Annotated in this window: 15 protein-coding genes and 1 riboswitch; all 15 genes read right to left on the bottom strand. The window is 75.9% G+C overall.

Translation table 11 applies throughout. From position 1 onward, the window contains the following. Window positions 1-2: 2 nt before the first annotated feature. The 15 genes from cobA to ACTWLT_RS12480 all read right to left on the bottom strand — a co-directional run bounded on the left by cobA (window position 3) and on the right by ACTWLT_RS12480 (window position 18,452). Window positions 3-1,634: a uroporphyrinogen-III C-methyltransferase gene (gene cobA / locus ACTWLT_RS12550; RefSeq protein ID WP_445318528.1), complete on the bottom strand. Its 1,632-nt coding sequence runs from the start codon at window positions 1,632-1,634 to the stop codon at window positions 3-5. Next, entirely contained in the window at window positions 1,631-2,227 is a 597-nt protein-coding gene (locus ACTWLT_RS12545) for a precorrin-8X methylmutase (RefSeq protein ID WP_445318527.1), read from the bottom strand. The genes cobA and ACTWLT_RS12545 overlap by 4 nt, the downstream gene beginning before the upstream one ends. Beyond that, entirely contained in the window at window positions 2,224-3,339 is a 1,116-nt protein-coding gene (locus ACTWLT_RS12540; protein ID WP_445318526.1) for a HoxN/HupN/NixA family nickel/cobalt transporter, read from the bottom strand. The genes ACTWLT_RS12545 and ACTWLT_RS12540 overlap by 4 nt, the downstream gene beginning before the upstream one ends. Continuing rightward, window positions 3,336-3,533 (bottom strand): DUF362 domain-containing protein, encoded by a 198-nt coding sequence (locus ACTWLT_RS12535; protein ID WP_328416320.1) that lies wholly within the window; start codon window positions 3,531-3,533, stop codon window positions 3,336-3,338. Before ACTWLT_RS12535 ends, ACTWLT_RS12540 begins: the two co-directional genes overlap by 4 nt. Continuing rightward, window positions 3,521-5,260 (bottom strand): precorrin-3B C(17)-methyltransferase, encoded by a 1,740-nt coding sequence (cobJ, locus tag ACTWLT_RS12530; RefSeq protein ID WP_445318525.1) that lies wholly within the window; start codon window positions 5,258-5,260, stop codon window positions 3,521-3,523. The genes ACTWLT_RS12535 and cobJ overlap by 13 nt, the downstream gene beginning before the upstream one ends. Next, window positions 5,248-6,507, bottom strand: coding sequence for a precorrin-6y C5,15-methyltransferase (decarboxylating) subunit CbiE (cbiE, locus tag ACTWLT_RS12525; protein ID WP_445318524.1), 1,260 nt, complete (start codon window positions 6,505-6,507; stop codon window positions 5,248-5,250). The genes cobJ and cbiE overlap by 13 nt, the downstream gene beginning before the upstream one ends. After that, a complete protein-coding gene (locus ACTWLT_RS12520; protein ID WP_445318523.1) occupies window positions 6,495-7,646 on the bottom strand; it encodes a cobalt-precorrin-5B (C(1))-methyltransferase in 1,152 nt (383 codons plus the stop codon). Before ACTWLT_RS12520 ends, cbiE begins: the two co-directional genes overlap by 13 nt. Continuing rightward, window positions 7,643-8,488 carry a precorrin-4 C(11)-methyltransferase gene (gene cobM / locus ACTWLT_RS12515; protein ID WP_445318522.1) on the bottom strand — a complete coding sequence of 282 codons (846 nt, stop codon included), beginning with the start codon at window positions 8,486-8,488 and terminating at the stop codon, window positions 7,643-7,645. Before cobM ends, ACTWLT_RS12520 begins: the two co-directional genes overlap by 4 nt. Beyond that, window positions 8,485-9,231 (bottom strand): precorrin-2 C(20)-methyltransferase, encoded by a 747-nt coding sequence (gene cobI / locus ACTWLT_RS12510; RefSeq protein WP_445318641.1) that lies wholly within the window; start codon window positions 9,229-9,231, stop codon window positions 8,485-8,487. The genes cobM and cobI overlap by 4 nt, the downstream gene beginning before the upstream one ends. 29 nt (window positions 9,232-9,260) lie before the next feature. Next, window positions 9,261-10,619, bottom strand: a complete 1,359-nt coding sequence (locus ACTWLT_RS12505; protein WP_445318521.1) for a cobyrinic acid a,c-diamide synthase CobB — start codon at window positions 10,617-10,619, stop codon at window positions 9,261-9,263. Further along, window positions 10,616-11,227: a cob(I)yrinic acid a,c-diamide adenosyltransferase gene (gene cobO / locus ACTWLT_RS12500; RefSeq protein ID WP_445318640.1), complete on the bottom strand. Its 612-nt coding sequence runs from the start codon at window positions 11,225-11,227 to the stop codon at window positions 10,616-10,618. Before cobO ends, ACTWLT_RS12505 begins: the two co-directional genes overlap by 4 nt. Window positions 11,228-11,299: 72 nt before the next feature. Then, window positions 11,300-13,537 carry a magnesium chelatase subunit D family protein gene (locus ACTWLT_RS12495; RefSeq protein ID WP_445318520.1) on the bottom strand — a complete coding sequence of 746 codons (2,238 nt, stop codon included), beginning with the start codon at window positions 13,535-13,537 and terminating at the stop codon, window positions 11,300-11,302. After that, complete coding sequence (gene cobN, locus ACTWLT_RS12490; protein WP_445318519.1) at window positions 13,534-17,202, bottom strand: cobaltochelatase subunit CobN; 3,669 nt, start codon at window positions 17,200-17,202, stop codon at window positions 13,534-13,536. Before cobN ends, ACTWLT_RS12495 begins: the two co-directional genes overlap by 4 nt. Window positions 17,203-17,345: 143 nt before the next feature. Then, window positions 17,346-17,483: a hypothetical protein gene (locus ACTWLT_RS12485; RefSeq protein ID WP_445318518.1), complete on the bottom strand. Its 138-nt coding sequence runs from the start codon at window positions 17,481-17,483 to the stop codon at window positions 17,346-17,348. A 25-nt stretch (window positions 17,484-17,508) separates the two neighbouring features. After that, window positions 17,509-17,685: riboswitch (cobalamin riboswitch) on the bottom strand. Between the two features lie 431 nt (window positions 17,686-18,116). Next, on the bottom strand, window positions 18,117-18,452 hold the full coding sequence (locus ACTWLT_RS12480; RefSeq protein WP_252415575.1) for a hypothetical protein: 336 nt from the start codon (window positions 18,450-18,452) through the stop codon (window positions 18,117-18,119). Between the last annotated feature and the right edge of the window lie 93 nt (window positions 18,453-18,545).

The following is an 18,545-nucleotide window of genomic DNA, read 5'->3' as shown; positions in this document are numbered from 1 at the left end:
CGTCAGTCCGTGGGCCCGGTGGTCCCGAGCGTGACCACCGGGCCGAGGACGAAGACGGCGGGCGGACGGATGTCCTCCCGGGCGGCGACCGCGCCGATCTCGTCCAACCGGGCGGGCACCGACCGCTGGTCGGGCTGCCCGGCGTCCTGCACGGCGAGCACCGGAGTCTGCGGGGCACGGCCGTGCTCGACCAGCACAGCCGCGATCTTCGCGATGGTGTCCACGGCCATCAGCAGCACGACGGTGCCCCGGGCCCGCGCCAGCGCCGCCCAGTCGACCAGCGAGTCGGGGTGCCCCGGCGGCAGGTGCCCCGAGACCACGGTGACGTCGTGCGCCACACCCCGGTGGGTCACCGGCACGCCGGCCAGCGCCGGCGCGGCCAACGCGCTGCTCACTCCGGGGACCACGGTCACCGGTACGCCGGCCGCCCGGCAGGCCAGCACCTCCTCGTGCCCGCGTCCGAAGACGTACGGGTCGCCGCCCTTGAGCCGGACCACCCGCCGGCCGGCGCGAGCGTGCGACACCAGGGCCGCGTTGATCGCCTCCTGGGCCACGGACGGGCCACGGGGCACCTTGGCGGCGTCGACCACCAGCACGTCGGGGCGCAGTCCGGCGAGCAACCCCTGTGGGGCCAGGCGGTCGACGACCACCACGTCGGCGGCGTCGAGCAGCGCCCGGCCGCGTACCGTGATCAGGTCGTCGGGCCCCGGTCCGCCGCCGACCACGGCCACCGAGCCGTGCCCGTGGTGCTCGTGGCCGTGCCCGTGGTGATGGTGGTGGCCGCCGACCGGGTCGTCGGGGTGGTCGTGCGGGCGCTGCGGACGCCCCACCTTGTCGGCGAAGCCGGGCATCAGCACCCGGTACGCGCAGGTGTCGCAGTTCATCCGGATGTCGCCGCCCAGCGCCTCGGCGTAGCGCTCCAACACCAGGTCGGCCAGCGCGTCGCAGTCGCCGATCAGGCCGGCGACCCGCACGTCCAGCTCGGGGTGGGCGGCGGCGAACTCCGCCGACCGGGCGACGATCCGGTCCGGCAGCACCCCGGCGAACAGGAAGTACGGCGCGACCACGATCCGCCGCGCGCCGAGCCGACGCAGCCGGTCGAGCACCTGCGGCACCGACGGCTCGGCCAGGGAGATGAACCCCGGCTCGACGCCGGCGTAGCCGCGCCCCTCCCAGAGCAGCCGGGCCACCTTGGCCACCTCGGCGTTGGCGTCCGGGTCGGTGGAGCCCCGGCCGATCAGCGCGACCCAGGTGCCGGCCCGGTCGGCGCCGGCCAGCGCCGCGTCGATGCGCTGTTCGAGGGCGTCGTGCAGCAGTGGGTGCGGCCCGAGCGGACGGCCGTAGCGGTAGCTCAGCCCGGGGTGGCGCTCCTGCTCGCGTCCCATGGCGGCGGGGATGTCGCCCTTGCCGTGGCCGGCCGCGGTGAGGACCAGCGGCAGCGCCACCAGAGACCGGTGCCCCCGCTCGACCAGCGCGGTCACCGCGTCGGTCAGCGGCGGCCGGGACAGCTCGATGAAGCCGCCCTCCACGTCACCGACGACACCGCGTCGGCGGACCCGCTCGACCAGCGCGGCGAACTGGTCGACCCCGGTCGCGCTGCGCGTACCGTGCCCGACGATGACCAGACCGGTCATGACATCTCCTCGACGTAGAGCAGGGCGTTGAGGGCGGCGGCGGCAACCGCCGAACCGCCCTTCTCCCCCACGTTGGACACTGCGGGCAGGCCGCTGGCCCGCAGCGCCGCCTTCGACTCGGCCGCGCCCACGAAGCCGACCGGCAGGCCGACGACCAGCGCGGGCGCGGCGTCCAGGGTGAGCAGTTCGACCAGCGCCGTCGGCGCGCAGCCGACCACCCAGACCGCGCCCGGGCCGACCCGGTCCAGTGCGATCCGTACCGCCGCCGCCGACCGGGTGATCCCGGCCGCCCGGCCCAGTTCGGCGGCGGCCGGTTCGGCGACCGGGCAGACCAGCTCCCGGCCGGCCCGGGTGATGCCGGCGGCGACCATGGCCACGTCGGTGACCACCGGCGCTCCGGCGCGCAGCGCGGCCAGCCCGGACTCCAGGGCCGCCTCGTCGCAGACCAGCTCGTCGACGTACGCCAGGTCGGCGCTGGCGTGCACCACCCGCTCGGTCACCGCCCGGCTCAGCGGCGGCAGGTGGGACAGGTCGACACGGTCGCGCAGGATGCGGTACGACTCGGCCTCGATGGGGTGCACGACCCGGTTCACTGCTGCTCCCCCACACCGACGGAGTTCGGGCCGGCGGGCTGCGCCCCGCCGTAGCGGTGGTCGTAGCCGCGCACCTTCCACAGCGCGACCGCACCCACCCAGGAGGCGACGAAGAGCCCCACCACCACGTAGCCGAGCTGCTCGAAGTGGTCGGCGACGGCCGCGTACCCGGCCAGCGCGGTCACCCCCAGGTGGTCGACCAGCAGGCCGGCCAGGTAGACGCTGGCCACCACCGCGCCGACCAGCACCGTCATCGCCGTGGTGGCCAGGTTGTAGTAGAGCCGCCGGGCCGGCTGCCGGTACGCCCACGAGTAGGCGCGGCTCATCAGCAGGCTGTCCGCGGTGTCCATGGCGGACATGCCGGCGGCGAAGAGCAGTGGCAGCGTCAGCAGGGCCAGCACCGGCAGCCCGCCCGAGGCGGCGGTGCTGGCCGACAGCGCCAGCAGGGTCACCTCGCTGGCCGTCTCCAGGCCGAGGCCGAAGAGGAACCCGACCGGCGCCATGTGCCAGGAGGAACGCACCAGCGACCGGGCCCGGGAACCCAGCACGCGCCGCATCAGCCCTCGGTTGAGCAGTTGCAGGTCCAGTTCCCGCTCGTCGAGGTCACCGTGGCGCAGCCGTCGCCACAGCCGGGCCAACCCGCCGAGGACCACCGCGTTGAGCGCGGCCACCAGCGCCAGGAAGAGGGTGGCGGTGACGATCGCGATGGTGGCTCCCAGTTCGCGGGCCTGCTCCAGCCCGGGGCCGGTGAGGTTGGCCGAGGCCAGCCCGACGATCAGGGCGAGCAGCAGCACCACGGCGCTGTGCCCGAGGGCGAAGAAGAACCCGACGCCCACCGGCCGCCGGCCGCGCAGCAGCATCAGCCGGGTGGTGTCGTCGATGGCGGCGATGTGGTCGGCGTCGAAGGCGTGCCGGACCCCGAGCACGTACGCGAGGGCGCCGGCTCCGGCCAGCCCGCCGGCCGCCACGGGCTGGTGGTTCCAGTACAGGTACAGGCTCCAGCCGGCGATGTGCAGCACGGCGACGGCGAGCACGATGCCGCCGAGGCGGGCCCGCTCGGCACGGCTCCAGCGGCCGGCCGGGGGTGCGGTGCTGACGGCGGTCGAACTCATCGGACTCCTCCACGTTCGTCGGGGTCGGCGACGCGGATCGCGTCCACCGGGCAGATCTCCAGGCACTCCAGGCAGCCGGTGCAGCGGTCGGCGCGGACCGTCAGACCGCCGGCCACCGGACGGATCGCGTGGGTGGGGCAGGTGAGCAGGCAGGCGCCGCAGCCCTGGCAGGCGCCGATGGTCACGATCGCCACCGGTACCCCCGGGGCGTGACCATGCGGCCGGCGACCAGCCGGGTGTCGCTGCTGCCGACGACCACGACGCTGTACATGTCGACCACGGCCGGGTCGACGGTGGCCAGCGTGGCGAGGTGTACGCGTTCGTCGGGGCGGCTGGCGTTGCGCACCACGCCGACCGGGGTGTCCGCCGGCCGGTGCTCGGCGAGGATCGTCAGGGCCGCGCCGAGCTGCCAGTCCCGGTTGCGGCTGCGCGGGTTGTAGAACAGCGTCACGAAGTCGCCCTCCGCGGCGGCGGTCACCCGCCGCTCGATGACCTCCCACGGGGTGTGCAGGTCCGACAGGCTCACGTAGGCGTGGTCGTGGCCGAGCGGGGCGCCGAGCAGCGCGCCGGCGGCCAGCGCCGCGGTCACCCCGGGGACGCCGACCACGTCGATGCGCTCGTCGGCGTACTCCAGGGCGGGGCTGGCCATCGCGTACACCCCGGCGTCGCCGGACCCGACCAGCGCGACCGCCCTCCCGGCGGCGGCCTCGGCGACGGCGGCGCGGGCCCGTGCCTCCTCCGCGCCCAGCCCGCTGGAGAGCACCCGGGTGCCCGGTCGGAGCAGGTCGCGGACCTGGTCGAGGTACTGGTTGAGGCCGACGACCACGGCGGCGCGGCGCAGCTCGGCCACCGCGCGGGGGGTGCGCAGGTCGGCAGCGCCCGGGCCGAGCCCGACGACGGCCAGCCGGCCGCGCGGCGCGTGCCTCGCCACCGCCACGGTGGCCATCGCCGACGCTGTCTTCGGCACGAGCAGGGCGGCGTCGCCCAGCCGGCCGGCATGGCCGAGCAGGGCGGCGGCCTCCGCCACGCTCGGCGTGCCGACCGCGGCACGGACCACCTCGCTGGGGTGCGGCACGTCGACCGCCGCCAGCTCCGCCGCCGTCCAGGTCACCAGGGGTACGCGGCACGCGTCGGCGGTGCTGAGGATGCCCGCCTCGTCGGCCTTGACGTCGGCGCTGGCCAGGCAGCGCAGGCTGGCCGGGCTGAGGCCGGCCCGCGCCAGCACCCGGTGCAGCAGCTCCGCCACCTCGACGGCGGGTACGCCCCGACTGGCACCGACGCCGGCGACCAGTGACGGGGGTCGCAGCACCGCCGTCCGCCCGTCCAGCGGCACGACCCGGTCGGTGACCAGCAGCCGGTACCCGTCCTCCGGAGCGTCGCCGCCCTCGTCGGCGGTCCGCGGACGGACGTTCGGTGGCAGGGCGGGCAGCGGCCACTCGGCGTCGGCGATCAGCCGGACGTGTTCACCGTCCAGGATGGCGCGGGACACCGCGGCGACCGCGCCCTCCACCGGCCAGCCGAGGGTGTCCAGCCCCGGCAGGTCGACCGCGTCGGTGGCGGTGGTGACCACCGGTCGGGCGTCCAGGAGAGCCCCGATCTCTTCGGCGAGGTCGTTGCCACCGCCGGCGTGCCCGCCCAGCAGCGCCACGGCGTGCCGGGCCGCCTCGTCGACGACCACCACGGCCGGGTCGGTGCGCTTGTCGCCGAGCAGCGGGGCGAGGATCCGTACCACCGCGCCGGTGGCCAGGAAGGCGACCACGGCGTCGCACCGCCCCCAGGCGTCTCGCAGCGCGTCGGCGACGCTGTCCCCCTCGACCAGCCGGGCGTGTGGCCAGGCGGCGGCGACGGTGTGGGCGTGCCGCCGACCGGCGGCGGTGGTCGCGACCAGCCCGATCCGGGTGTGCGAGGTCAGGTTGTGCACGGGCGCTCCCCGGTGAGGACGACCACCGGGTTGGTGGCCGCGAGGCGGATCGACCCGCCGGGCAGGTCGGCGAGGCGGGCGGCGGAGAGTTGACTGCCCTCGACGGTGTAGCCGGCGGCGCGCAGCAGCCCGACGGCCGGCGCGACCCGGTCCAGGGCGGCCAGGGTGAGCACCACCCGTTCGGGTCGACCGGCCACCACGGCGGCGAGGACGTCCCCGCCACCGCCGCCGACGAAGACCGCGTCCGGCTCGGGCAGACCGGCCAGCGCCGCCGGGGCCCGCCCGACGACCAGCCGGACGTCGACGGCGTGCGCGGCGGCGTTGGCCCGGATCGTCGCGGCACCTTCCGGGTCCTGCTCGACGGCGAGGACGGCAGCCCCGAGCAGGGCGCACTCGATGCCCACCGAGCCGCTGCCCGCGCCGATGTCCCAGACCAGGCGGCCCAGCCGGGGGCGCAGCCGGGCGACGACGAGGGCGCGTACCTCCGACTTGGTGATCATCGAGTCGCGGTGGGCGTAGCGGCTCTCCGGCAGTGCCCAGCCGCCGACCGGCGCGGCGGCAGGCTGGTTGTCGGCCCGCATCCCGGCGGGCGCGACGGGGTCGGCCGGGTCGGGTGCGGCGATGCTGAGCAGCACGTGCGGGTCGCCCCAGGTCCTGGCGGCAGCCTGCTCGGGGGTCACCTCGCTGACCCGTTCGGCGTCGGTGCCCAGGTGCTCGGCGACGACCAGGCGGCGGGACCAGCCGGCCAGCCCGGCGGCCAGCTCGGCGGCGCCGGCGCCGGGCGCGGTAAGCACGGCGACCAGTGGCAGCGCCCGGCAGGCGTTCAGCGCCGGTCGCGGGTCACGGCCGTGCGCGGTGACCACGGCGGCGCCGTCCCAGGGCAGCCCGGCACGGGCGAACGCGGCGGCCACGCTGGACACCGCGGGAACGACCCGCAGCGGCAGCCCGGCCGCGCGCAGCCGTCGCACGATGCCGAACAGGCCCGGATCTCCGCTGGCCAGCACCACGGCCGGCACACCGTCGCCGACGGCGGCGGCCAGCCGCCGTACGGCGGGATCCAGCGGCCCGAGGGCGACGGTGGCCGCGCCGGGCGGTACGGGCACCGCGGCCAGGTGCCGGGCGGCCCCGACCACCAGACCGGCGGCGGCCAGCGCCGGCGCGAGCGCGGGATGCGGCGGGGCGCCTGCGGCGTCCAGGCCGACCACGGTCACCGGGGTCACGGGTTCCACCGGGGTCACGGGTTCCACCGACCCGACGAGGCGACCACCCGCGCGCCGGCGAAGTCGACCATCGCCACGTCCACGGTGACCGTCGGCCCCGCGAAGCGCCGCAGCACCTGGCGGACCCGGTGGCAGAGCAGGTCGCCGGCCGGGGCGAGCAGTCCGGCGGCCTCCCACAGCTCGTACGCGTGCCGGCCGGTGTTCGCCTCGGTCACGGCGGCGACCAGCGACGGGTCGCCACCGGCCTCGGCGGTCACCGCGCCGAGCAGGGAGAGGTCCACCCTGGAGCGGGTGTAGTGGGTCATGAGGATGCCGGCGGCGAGCTTCGCGAGCTTGCCGGCCATGCCGACGAAGGCCACCCCCGTCATCGCGTCGCCCACGGCGGCGGTCACGGCGGCGCCGGTGAAGTCGCCGACCTCGACGAAGCAGACCTCGGGCAGCTCGGGCAGCAGCGCGCGGGCGGCCCGTTCGGTGCGCCCGCCGGTGCAGAGCACCACGGTCCGCTCGCCCTGGGCGGCCATCACGTGCACGGCCTGTACGACGCTGGCCCGCCAGGAGGCGGTGGAGAAGGGCCGGACGATCCCGGTGGTGCCGAGGATGGAGATGCCGCCGAGGATGCCGAGCCGCCGGTTGGTGGTCTTGCGGGCCATGATCTCGCCCCGGGGCACGCTGATCACCACGCGGACGCCGACCTCGCTGAGGTCGACCACCTCGGCCACCGCCTCGCTGATCATCCGACGTGGGGTGTCGTTGATCGCCGGGCCGCCGACCGCGAGCCCGAGACCGGGCTTGGTGACCGTGCCGACGCCGGCACCGCCGGCCAGCCGCAGGCCGGGGACATCGGTCCAGTCGACGGTGGCGGTCAGCTCGGCGCCGTGGGTGACGTCGGGGTCGTCCCCGGCGTCCTTGACCACCACCGCTTCGGCGCGGACCGGTGGGCTGCCGGTCACCTCGCAGCGTTCGACCGGGAAACGCACCCGCCGCCCGGCGGGCAGCCCGATCTCCACCTCCTGCTGGGTGGCGCCGGTGACCAGCGCGGTGACCGCGGCCTTGGCCGCCGCTGTCGCGCAGGCGCCGGTGGTCCAGCCGGTGCGCAGCGCGGTGGGCCGGACCTTCGCGGTACGCGGCAGGTCCGGCTCGCGCAGCGGCGGCTCGGCGTACGTCATGGTGTGTGCCCCGGCGCGGCTGTCTCCCCGGCACGGGCACCCGCCTGGCGGCGAAGTTCGGCGCGGGCGGCCGGCTCGGCCCGACGGAAGGTGTGGAAGTGCCCGGGGTGGTACAGGTGCGAGCGGGTGCCCTCGGCAGCGAGGGCCGGCCCGACCAGGAAGAGCGTGTGCTTCCAGAGCCGGTGCTGCTTGACCGTCGCCTCCAGGGTGCCGACCGTGCAGCGCACCACCAGCTCGTCGGGCCAGGTCGCCTGGTACGCCACCACGGCCGGGGTGTCCTCCGGGTAGCCACCGGCCAGCAGTTCGGCCTGCACCTGCCCGGAGCGGGCGGCGGAGAGGAACAGCGCCATGGTGGTGCCGTGCCGGGCGAAGTCGCGGACCCGCTCACCGGGCGGCATCGGCGTCTTGCCGCCTTCGAGGCGGGTGAGGATGACCGACTGGGCCACCTCGGGCACGGTCAGCTCCCGTCCGACGATCGCCGCGACGGCGGTGAACGAGGACACTCCGGGCACGATCTCGACGGCCAGGTCGAGCGCCCGGCACAGGTCCAGCTGCTCCTGCACCGCGCCCCACAGCGCCGGGTCTCCGGAGTGGATCCGGGCCACGGTCAGCCCCTGCTCGGCGGCGCGCCGGTAGAGCGGAAGCACGCCCTCGATCGGCAGCTGCGAGGAGTCGACGATCTCGGCGCCGGCGCGGGCGTGGGCGAGCACGTCGGCGTGCACCAGGCTGGCGGCCCAGACCACGATGTCCGCCTCGGCGATCACCCGGGCGGCCCGCAGGGTCAGCAGATCCGCCGCCCCGGGGCCCGCGCCGACGAACCACACCTTGCCGTCGCTGGTCACAGTTTTCCTCCTCGGTGCTCGCGGCGGGCCGGGACCAGCAGCGTCGACAGGTACGGCAGGTCGTGGTCGGTGTCGTCGACCGGGCCGATGCGTTCGCCGGGCAGCCCCACGCTGCGCCCGAGCACGGCGTCGGCGAGCCGGCCCTGTCGGCGCAGCTCGGCGAGCAGCTCCGGGTGCCGCCGCCAGCCCTTGTAGACGGCCACGGTGCCCGGCCCGGCCAACGCGTCGGCGAAGAGCGCCAGTCCGGCGGTGGCCGGCAGCAGGGTCAGCGGTTCGCGTCCCTCGCAGAGCGGGGTGCCGCTGCGCGCGGCCAACTCCTGCAACGCGGTGACACCGGGGACGGTGGCCACCCGCACCGCCGGGCGCAGGTCCCGGACGCTCTGCGCCAGGTAGCCGAAGGTGGAGTAGACGTTCGGGTCGCCGATGGTGGCGAAGGCCAACGACCGCGCGCCGGTGTCGATCGCCTCGACGACGGCTCGCGCGGCGTCGTCCCAGGCCGCCGCCCGGCGGGCCGTCACCCCACCCCGGTCGTCCAGGGCGAACGGCAGCCGGCGCAGCCGGTCCGCCGCCACGTACTCCCGCACGGTGCGCTCGGCCCGCCCGGCCGCGGCGTCGGACCCAGGCCGGTCCGCCATCACGGGTACGAAGACCAGGTCGGCCGCGCGCAGCACCCGTACCGCCCTGACGGTCAGCAGTTCCGGGTCACCCGGCCCGACACCGACCCCGGTCAGCGTGGCGTCCACGGCCCGGGCGTCGACACCGCCGTCGGCGCTCATCGGCACGCCTCCACCAGTCGGCGGGCGGCGCCGGGGTGCCCGGCCCAGTGGGTGTGCAGGTAGGAGGCGTGCACCCGGCCGGCGACGAAGCCGTGCTCCGCGCCGCCCCAACGCCACGCCGGCCGGTCGCCGTGCCCCGGGTCGGTGGTGGTGCGGTGGAACTCGTGGCCGCGTACCGGCTCGCCGGCCCGGTTCACCGGGGAGTCGGTGACGGCCACCGCCTCCCGGTAGCCGAGGGTGAGCCGGCCGGTCATCCGGGCGGTCAGGTCCAGCCGGCCGCACATGGGCACCCCGTCCAGGGACCGCCCGAGGTAGAGCAGCCCGGCGCACTCGGCCACGATCGGCCCGTCGAAGGCGGCCAGCTCGGCGCGGAGCGCGGTGTTGCCGGCCAGCGCCTCCGCGTACGCCTCGGGGAAGCCGCCGCCGACGACCACCGCGCGGGTGCCGGCGGGCAGCGCCGGATCGCGCAGCGGGTCGACGGTGACGACGTCCGCGCCGGACGCGGTGAGCAGTTCGGCGGTCTCCGCGTACGAGAAGGTGAAGGCCGGACCACCGGCGAGCGCGACGCGTGGCCGCTCCGCGCCGGCCGGTCCGTCGACGGCGGCGACGGGGCTCCACGCCGGGGCGGTCAGCGGCGGGGCGGTCCGGGCCAGGTCGAGCACGGCGTCGAGGTCCACGGTGGACTCGACCAGCTCGGCCAGGGCCGTCACGATCGCCAGGGACTCGGGCGCCCGCTCGGCGACCGGAACCAGTCCCAGGTGCCGGGCCGGTGCGGCCACCTCGGCGGCCCGGGTGACCGCGCCGAGCACCGGTACGCCCACCTCGGCCAGCGCGTCGCGCAGCAGCGTCTCGTGCCGGGGCGAGCCGACCCGGTTGAGGATCACCCCGCCGATCCGTACGGCCGGGTCGAAGGCGGCCATGCCCAGCGTCAGCGCGGCGGCCGAGCGGCCCTGCGCGGTGGTGTCCAGCACCAGCAGCACAGGTGCCTCGATCAGCCGGGCCACGTGCGCGGTGGAGGCGTAGTCGCGGCGACCGACGGCGCCGTCGTGCAGACCCATCACGCCCTCCACCACGGCCACGTCGGCGGGCGTCGGGACGGTGGCGCCGTGGCGCAGCAGCGGGGCGATCCGCCGCGCGCCGACCAGGAACGGGTCGAGGTTGCGGCCGGGCCGGCCGGCGGCGAGGGCGTGGTAGCCGGGGTCGATGTAGTCCGGCCCGACCTTGTGCGGGCTGACCGTCAGGCCCCGGCGGCGCAGCGCGGCGAGCAGACCGGTGGCCACGGTGGTCTTGCCGTGACCGCTGGCCGGTGCGGCGACCACCACCCGGGGCAGCGCCCACGGCTCGACGTCGCTCACCACTCGATGCCCTTCTGGCCCTTCTGGCCGGCGTCCATCGGGTGCTTGACCTTGGTCAGCTCGGCCACCAGGTCGGCGGCGGCCACCAGTCTCGGGTCGGCGTCCCGGCCGGTGATCACCACGTGCTGGAAACCGGGACGGTCGGCCAGGGTGGCCACCACCTCGTCGACGTCCACCCAGCCCCACTTCATCGGGTAGGTGAACTCGTCCAGCACGTACAGCCCGTAGCGCTCGGCGGCCAGGTCCCGCTGGATCTGCCGCCAGCCCTCCAGGGCGTCGGCGGCGTGGTCGGCGTCGGCGCCGCGCTGGATCCAGGACCAGCCCTCGCCCATCTTGTGCCAGGCCACCGGTGCGCCCTGGCCGGTGCGCTCGTGCACCTCGCCGAGCGCCCGGAAGGCGTTCTCCTCGCCCACCCGCCACTTGGCGCTCTTGACGAACTGGAACACCCCGACCGGCAGGCCGGCGGTCCACGCCCGCAGCGCCAACCCGAAGGCAGCGGTGGACTTCCCCTTCATCTGCCCGGTGTGGACCATCAACAACGGCCGGTGCCGTCGCTGCCGGGTGGTCAACCCGTCGACGGGCACAATGCTCGGCTTCCCCTGCGGCATCAGCACGTCCCCCATCCCGCGGGCACTCCCGCGATCTTGCAGTTTCTGTCCGTCATGTGTGCGCTTCGTCCGTTATGCCGCGACAGGATGTGCACGATCGCGGGGTTGGGGGTGGGTCAGGGCGGCCAGGAGGGTGTGGGGGGCGCTCAGCTGGGTTGCCAGGCGGCGGGCCAGGTTCAGGCGGACGGGTCCCGTTTCGCAGTCGACGACGACGCAGGGGGCGCCCGTCGCGGCGAGGACCGCCGCGGCTCCGGCCGCCCGGTCGAGCGGGCGGATGCCGGCGGTGGCTCGGCCGTCGGTGACGATGAGGACCAGGGGGCGCCGTTTCGGGTCACGGAGGCGCTCCACCCGCAGCAGGTCGGCGGCGGCGAGCAGCCCCTCGGCCAGGGGCGTACGCCCACCGGTGGGCAGCTCGGCCAGCCGGGTCGACGCGGCCAGCACCGACGAGGTCGCCGGCAGCAGCGTCCGCGCGCCGGCGCCCCGGAAGGCGATCACCGCGACCTTGTCCCGCCGCTGGTACGCGTCCGTGAGCAGGGCGAGCACCGCGTCCTTGACGGTGGTCATCCGCTGCCGGGCACCCATCGAGCCGCTCGCGTCCACCACGAACAGCACCAGGTTGCCCTCACGGCCCTCGCGGACGGCCTCGCGTACGTCGTCCGGGCGCAACCGCAGCGGGCCCATCAGGCGGCCCCGGGCCGCCTGGTGCGGGGCGGCGGCGCGGACCGTCGCGGGCAGGTGCAGCGCGCCGACCCGGCCCGCCGGTACCCGGGACCCGGTGGTGCGGCCCCGCCCGGTGCGGGCACGCGAGCGCCGGCCGGGCACCCCGTCACCGACGCCGGGGGCGGTGAGCAGGCGGGCCGTCAACCCACCCCGGGGTACGGCCACCGGCTGACCGCCCGCCGTGGCGTGCGCCCCGCCGCGACTCGGATAGCCGTCGGCCGACCCGCTGGCCGTGCCGTCGCCGCCGTCGCCGCGCGGGCCGCCGTCCTGATCGGGTCCGCCCCAGCCGTCGTCGTCGCCCCCGCGCTGCGGCCACCCACCGCCCGGATCGGCCTGTCCCTGCGGACCCGTGTCGCCGACGGCCGACTGCCCGGCCCGACCCGATCCGGGGTCGGTCCGATGCCGGTCGCCCTCCGCGCCGCTCCCGTCGGGGCCGCTCTCGTCCGTGTCGCGTCCCTCGCCGCCGCCCGGGCCGTCGGTGCCCCCTGGACCGCCGCCGTCCGGGCCACGGTCGGTCGGGCCGCCGTCGTCCGGGCCACGATCGGTCGGGCCGCCGTCGTCCGGGTCGTCGGGGTGCGCGTCCTGGGCCCGCTGCAACGCCTCGTCGAGGCGCTTCTCGTCCAGGCCCGGTGTGTCGAACGGGTCGCGGCGACGGCGGTGCGGCAGGGCCAGCCGCGCGGCCACCCGGACGTCGTCGATGGTGACCCGGTCCCGGCCGTGCCAGGCGGCGTGCGCCAGCGCGGTACGCGCCGTGACGATGTCGGCGCGCATCCCGTCCACGTCGAACGCCGCGCACACCTCGGCGATCTGGCGCAGGGCGGCATCGGGCAGCCGTACCCCGGGAAGCCGGCGACGGGCGGCGGCCACCTGGCCCGCGATCTCGGCGTCGGCGCCGGCCCAGCGGGCGGCGAAACCGGCCGGGTCGGCGTCGGCGGCGAGCCGGCGGCGGACCACCTCGACCCGGATCGCCGGGTCGCGGCTGGCGCCGACCTCGACGGTGAGCCCGAACCGGTCGAGCAACTGCGGGCGCAGCTCCCCCTCCTCCGGGTTCATGGTGCCGACCAGCAGGAACCGGGCGGCGTGGCTGACCGAGACGCCCTCCCGCTCGACGTGGCTTCGGCCCATCGCCGCCGCGTCCAGCAGCAGGTCGACCAGGTGGTCGTGCAGCAGGTTGACCTCGTCGACGTAGAGCACGCCCCGGTGCGCGGCGGCCAGCAGGCCCGGTTCGAAGGCGCGCACCCCCTCGCCGAGGGCCTTCTCCAGGTCGAGGGAACCGACCACCCGGTCCTCGGCGGCGCCGACCGGCAGCTCCACCAGGCGTGCCGGGCGGGTCTCGGCCGAGGCGTCGGCCGGGTGCGGGCCGTCCGGACAGGCCGGGTCGGGCTCGGCCGGGTCACAACCGAACCGGCAACCCACGACCCGGGGTACGGGAGGCAGCAGCGCGGCCAGGGCGCGTACCGCGGTCGACTTGGCGGTCCCCTTCTCACCCCGGACCAGCACCCCGCCGACCGCCGGGGAGACCGCGTTGAGCAGCAGGGCCAGCCGCATGTCGGCCATGCCGAGCACGGCGCTGAACGGGTAGGTGGTCATGCGCGCTCCTCCAGGTCACCCTCACTGGCCAGGTACGTGTCGCGGAGACGGTCGAGCGTGGCCGGCTCGGGTTTGGCCCACAGCCCCCGGTCGGCGGCCTCCAGCAGCCGCTCGGTGATGCCGCGCAGCGCCCACGGGTTGGACCGCTCCAGGAACTCCCGGGTGGTCTCGTCGAAGAGGTACGCGGCGGCCAGGTGCTCGTACATCCAGTCGTCGACGACCCCGGCGGTGGCGTCGTAGCCGAACAGGTAGTCCACGGTGGCCGCCAGCTCGAACGCGCCCTTGTAGCCGTGCCGGCGCATCGCGGCGATCCACTTCGGGTTGACCACCCGGGCCCGGAACACCCGCCGGGTCTCCTCGCCCAGCGTGCGGGTACGCACGTCGTGCGGCATCGCCGAGTCACCCACGTACGCCTGCGGCGACGTACCGGTGAGGTGGCGGACCATCGCCACCATCCCGCCGTGGTACTGGAAGTAGTCGTCGGAGTCGACGATGTCGTGCTCGCGGGTGTCCTGGTTCTTCACCGCGACCGCGATCCGGGCGAACGAGCGTTCCATGTCCGCGCGCGCCTCCCGCCCGTCGAGGCCACGGCCGTAGGCGTAGCCGCCCCAGACCGCGTACACCTCGGCCAGGTCGGCGTCGCTGCGCCAGGTCCGGGCGTCGATCAGGGGCAGCAGCCCGGCGCCGTACGCCCCCGGCTTGGAGCCGAAGATCCGGGCGGTGGCCCGCCGCTCGTCGCCGTGCTCGGCGAGGTCGGCGGTGACGTGCGCCCGGACGTAGTTCTCGGCGTCCGGCTCGTCGAGGGCGGCGACGCGCCGGACGGCGTCGTCGAGCAGCGCCACCACGTGCGGGAAGGCGTCGCGGAAGAAGCCGGAGATGCGCACGGTGACGTCGACGCGGGGCCGGCCCAGCTCGGCGGTCGGCACCACCTCGATGCCGGTGACCCGCCGCGACCGGTCGTCCCAGACCGGCCGGCAACCCAGCAGCGCGAGCACCTCGGCGATGTCGTCGCCCTGGGTGCGCATCGCGCTGGTGCCCCACACGGTCAGCCCGACCGAGCGGGGGTACGCCCCGGTGTCGGCGAGGTGCCGGGCCAGCAGCGAGTCGGCGAGGGCGACGCCGACGTCCCAGGCGTTGCGGCTGGGGATGGCCTTGGGGTCGACGGAGTAGAAGTTGCGCCCGGTGGGCAGCACGTTGACCAGGCCGCGGGTGGGTGAGCCGGACGGGCCGGGCGGCACGAACCGGCCGTCGAGCGCACCGAGGGTGTTGGTCAGCTCGTCGGTGGTCCGGTCCAGCCGGGGCACCAGTTCGGTGGCGGCGAAGCGCAGCACGGCGGCGGCCTCCGGGATGGCTCGGCCGGTCACCTCCTCGACGACCGCGTCGGCGGCGGTGGCGGTCCAGCCGAGGGTTTCCATCCCGATGACCAGCCGCCGGGCGAGTGCCTCGATCAGGTCGACGGCGTCGGCGGCGGTGGCAGCCGGCCCGTCCACGACGTCGGTCAGCGCCGTCGGCAGCGCCAGCCGCTGTCCCGGTGACGCGAGCAGTTCCTGCTCGTCGAGGGCGTACGCGGCGGCGAGCGCCTGCCGCAGGCCGGGCAGGGCGCGGGCGCCTCCCCAGATCTGCGGGGCGCGCAGTACGGCGAGCACCAGGTTGACCCGGGGTTCGCCGGTCGGCGCGGCGGCGAGGATGTGCAGCCCGTCGCGGATCTGCACGTCCTTGACCTCGCAGAGGTAGCCGTCGAGGTGCAGCACGAAGTCGTCGAAGTCGTCGGCGTCCGGCATGGCCTCGGCGTGCAGGTCGTGGTGCAGCTCGGCGGCGCGTACCAGGTCCCAGATCTGCGCCCGCACGGTCGGCACCTTGGCCGGGTCGAGCGCCTGTACGGTGGCGTACTCGTCGAGCAGTTGTTCCAGCTTGGCCAGGTCGCCGTAGGTCTCGGCGCGGGCCATCGGCGGCACCAGGTGGTCGATCACGACGGCGTGCGCCCGCCGCTTGGCCTGGGTGCCCTCGCCGGGGTCGTTGACGATGAACGGGTACACCAGCGGCAGGTCGCCGAGGACCGCGTCCGGCGCGCAGTCGGCGGCGAGGCCCAGGCCCTTGCCGGGCAACCATTCCAGGGTGCCGTGCTTGCCCAGGTGCACGACGGCGTCCGCGCCGAAGCCTCCGTCGGCGACCGGCGCGGCCAGCCAGCGGTACGCCGCCAGGTAGTGGTGGCTGGGCGGCAGGTCCGGGTCGTGGTAGATGGCGATCGGGTTCTCCCCGAAGCCGCGCGGCGGCTGGATCAGCAGCACCACGTTGCCGAAGCGCAGCCCGGCGAGCACGATGTCCCCGCCGTCGGTGTACAGCTCGCCGGGAGGCTCACCCCAGTGTTCCCGCATCCGCTCCCGCAGCTCGGCCGGGATGCCCTCGAACCAGCGCCGGTACGTCTGCCCGGGCACCCGGGCCTCGGCGGCGGCCAACTGCTCCGGGGTGAGCCACTCCACGTCGTGACCGCCGGCGGCGATCAGCGCGTGGATGAGTGCGTCGCCGTCGTCGGGCAGCGGTGCGTCGCCGAGGTGGTAGCCGGCGTCGGAGAGCGCCGCGAGCAGCCGGACCGCCGAGACCGGGGTGTCCAGCCCGACGGCGTTGCCGACCCGGGAGTGCTTGGTGGGGTACGAGCTGAGCACGACGGCGACCCGCTTGTCGGCGTTCGGCACGTAGCGCAGCCGGGCGTGGCGCACCGCGATGCCGGCCACCCGGGCGGCCCGCTCGGCGTCGGCGGCGTACACCGAGAGCCCGTCGGCGTCGATCCGCTTGAACGAGAACGGCACGGTGACGATCCGGCCGTCGAACTCGGGAATGGCCACCTGCATCGCCGCGTCCAGGGGGGACAGTCCGGCGTCGCTGCCGGCCCACTGCTCGCGGGTGCTGGCCAGGCAGAGCGCCTGGATGACCGGCACGTCCAGGGCGGCCAGGGCGCCGACGTCCCAGGCGTCCTCGTCGCCGCCACCGGAGGCGTCCGCGGCGACCGCGCCGCCGGCAGCGAGCACGGTGACCAGCAGCGCGTCGCAGCGGGCGAAGAGGCCGAGCGGGCCGGCACCGGCGGTCAGCCCGCGCAGGGAGCCACAGAAGATGGGCAGCGGGTTGCCGCCGGCCGCCCGTACCGCGTCGGCCAGCACGTCGACGAAGCCGGTGTTGCCGGCCAGCGCGTGCGCCCGGTAGAAGACGATGCCCACGGTGGGCCGGTCCGGGTCGACCGGGTGGTCGCCGTGCACCCCGTACGCCGGGGTGGGCGCGGGCGGGGCGAAGCCCTCGCCGGTGAGCAGCACCGTGTCGGAGAGGAACCGGGCCAGCTGGCCCAGGTTGTCCGGGCCGCCCTCGACCAGGTACGCCAGCGCCTGGGTGGCCACTCCGGACGGCACGGTGGAGACGGCCATCAACTCCGCGTCGGGCACCGCCTCGCCGCCGAGCACGACCGTCGGCAGGCCGCTCGCGAGCACCGCGGCGAGGCCGTCCGGCCACGCCTGCCGACCCCCGAGCAGGCGTACGACGGCGAGGTCGACCCCGTCGAGCAGGGCGGGCACCTCGTCGGCGGCGACGCGTGCGGGGTTGGCCAGCCGGTAGCCGGCGCCGCTGGCCCGGGCGGCCAGCAGGTCGGTGTCGGCGGTGGAGAGCAGCAGGATGCGCACGGAAGGCTCCGGAGAGTGACGCCCCGGCCGCCACCGGGGCGACCTGGACGAAGCGGGGGTGGTGCGGCGTCAGCCGGTACGACGGCCCGGCGAGCGGGTCACCGACGTGGGCGTCGGGAGCCGGTCATCGCCGGGTGCGCGACTCAGCGGTGCCGGTGACCGGCGCGGCCGTGCGCACGGCCGGCCTGGCGCACGCCGGCGCGGCCGGGTGCGGGCACGGCGGAGCGCCCGCCGTGCGGGTCATGACCGTGCTCGTCGGTGAAAGAGACGCCGTGCGTCATCGGGTCCTCCTCGGGTGTCCACGCCCTGGGGTACGTCCCGACGGCCGAAGTATCCTGGCTTCCGGATCGACGCTCTCCCCCGGCCTTCCAACCGCAGACACACGGCCGTGACGCACGAGGGGGGATCACTCCCCGGTGACAGTGGCGGGACCGCGTCGGAATCACACCGACTTCCTTCACTGCCGTCAGGCCGCGAATGCTGCCACACCCGTCCGCCGCCGGTCAACGGCACCCCGCCCCGCACAACGGCGGGTGACGGCGATCGAGGTCCGCTGATGTGTGGGCGCCGGAGACGCCGGCGGGCGGACCTCCGGGTCGATGTCCTCGTCCTTTGCTCTGCTTCAACCCACGCAACGAAAAACGCCCGCACTGTTGCGTCCGCTGAAGCAGAGCAAAGGACGGGCGGGACCGGGACTGCCTGGCCAGACGGCGGGTGACCGTCCGTTCGACCGGGCCCGGCGAGGCGGCCGGACCAGCGGACGCCATCTATCCGCGACGTCGACCGCCGTCATCGCCCGCGGTTCGGTCACCTCGTCGGCCGGCTGGCACGCTGGCGCGCCGGACAGACCGGAGGCGAGCCACCTGTTGGTCGTGACGCCCGCCGACGAGCGCGGAAAGTGTGACGGGCGACGCTCAGCGCGCGTGGCGCTCCGGGTGCGCCCGGTTCCACACCCGCATCCGCTCCGGGTAGCCGGTGCGGGCCGCCTCGTACAGCGGCACCGCGTGCTTGCGGGCGATGGCGCCCGCCGCGCGCGGTGTGCCGGTCCGGCGGCGGATCCACTCGCCGTCGTGGGCGATCGCCACCACCGTCGTGTCCGTGGCGGTGGTCTCCGGCTCCAGGTAGAACTCCACCCCCTGCCGGCTGGCGATGAACGCCTCCAGCGCCGCGAGGTCGTCCCGGGTCGCCTCCCGGTCCAGCTTCGTCGGGGTCGCCTCGGTGCCCCGTGCCCGTCGACTGAACCAGCCCATGCCCCACCCCTCTCCTCGACGCTCCCACCAGTGCACCACCGATTCCTGGCAATACGCTGCACGCCGGGTGGGAGTGAGCTGGCCGGGCCGCGG

It is taken from the genome of Micromonospora yongxingensis, assembly GCF_052601155.1.
This window is presented reverse-complemented; position numbering and strand designations above follow the sequence as displayed.

What these genes read in the sequence shown, in the direction of transcription:
- cobO (WP_445318640.1), bottom strand. Translation starts at nt 11,227, where the DNA reads ATGCCGCAGGGGAAGCCGAGCATTGTGCCCGTCGACGGGTTGACCACC.
- ACTWLT_RS12520 (WP_445318523.1), bottom strand. Translation starts at nt 7,646, where the DNA reads ATGACGTACGCCGAGCCGCCGCTGCGCGAGCCGGACCTGCCGCGTACC.
- ACTWLT_RS12485 (WP_445318518.1), bottom strand. Translation starts at nt 17,483, where the DNA reads ATGACGCACGGCGTCTCTTTCACCGACGAGCACGGTCATGACCCGCAC.
- ACTWLT_RS12480 (WP_252415575.1), bottom strand. Translation starts at nt 18,452, where the DNA reads ATGGGCTGGTTCAGTCGACGGGCACGGGGCACCGAGGCGACCCCGACG.
- cobA (WP_445318528.1), bottom strand. Translation starts at nt 1,634, where the DNA reads ATGACCGGTCTGGTCATCGTCGGGCACGGTACGCGCAGCGCGACCGGG.
- ACTWLT_RS12495 (WP_445318520.1), bottom strand. Translation starts at nt 13,537, where the DNA reads ATGACCACCTACCCGTTCAGCGCCGTGCTCGGCATGGCCGACATGCGG.
- ACTWLT_RS12540 (WP_445318526.1), bottom strand. Translation starts at nt 3,339, where the DNA reads ATGAGTTCGACCGCCGTCAGCACCGCACCCCCGGCCGGCCGCTGGAGC.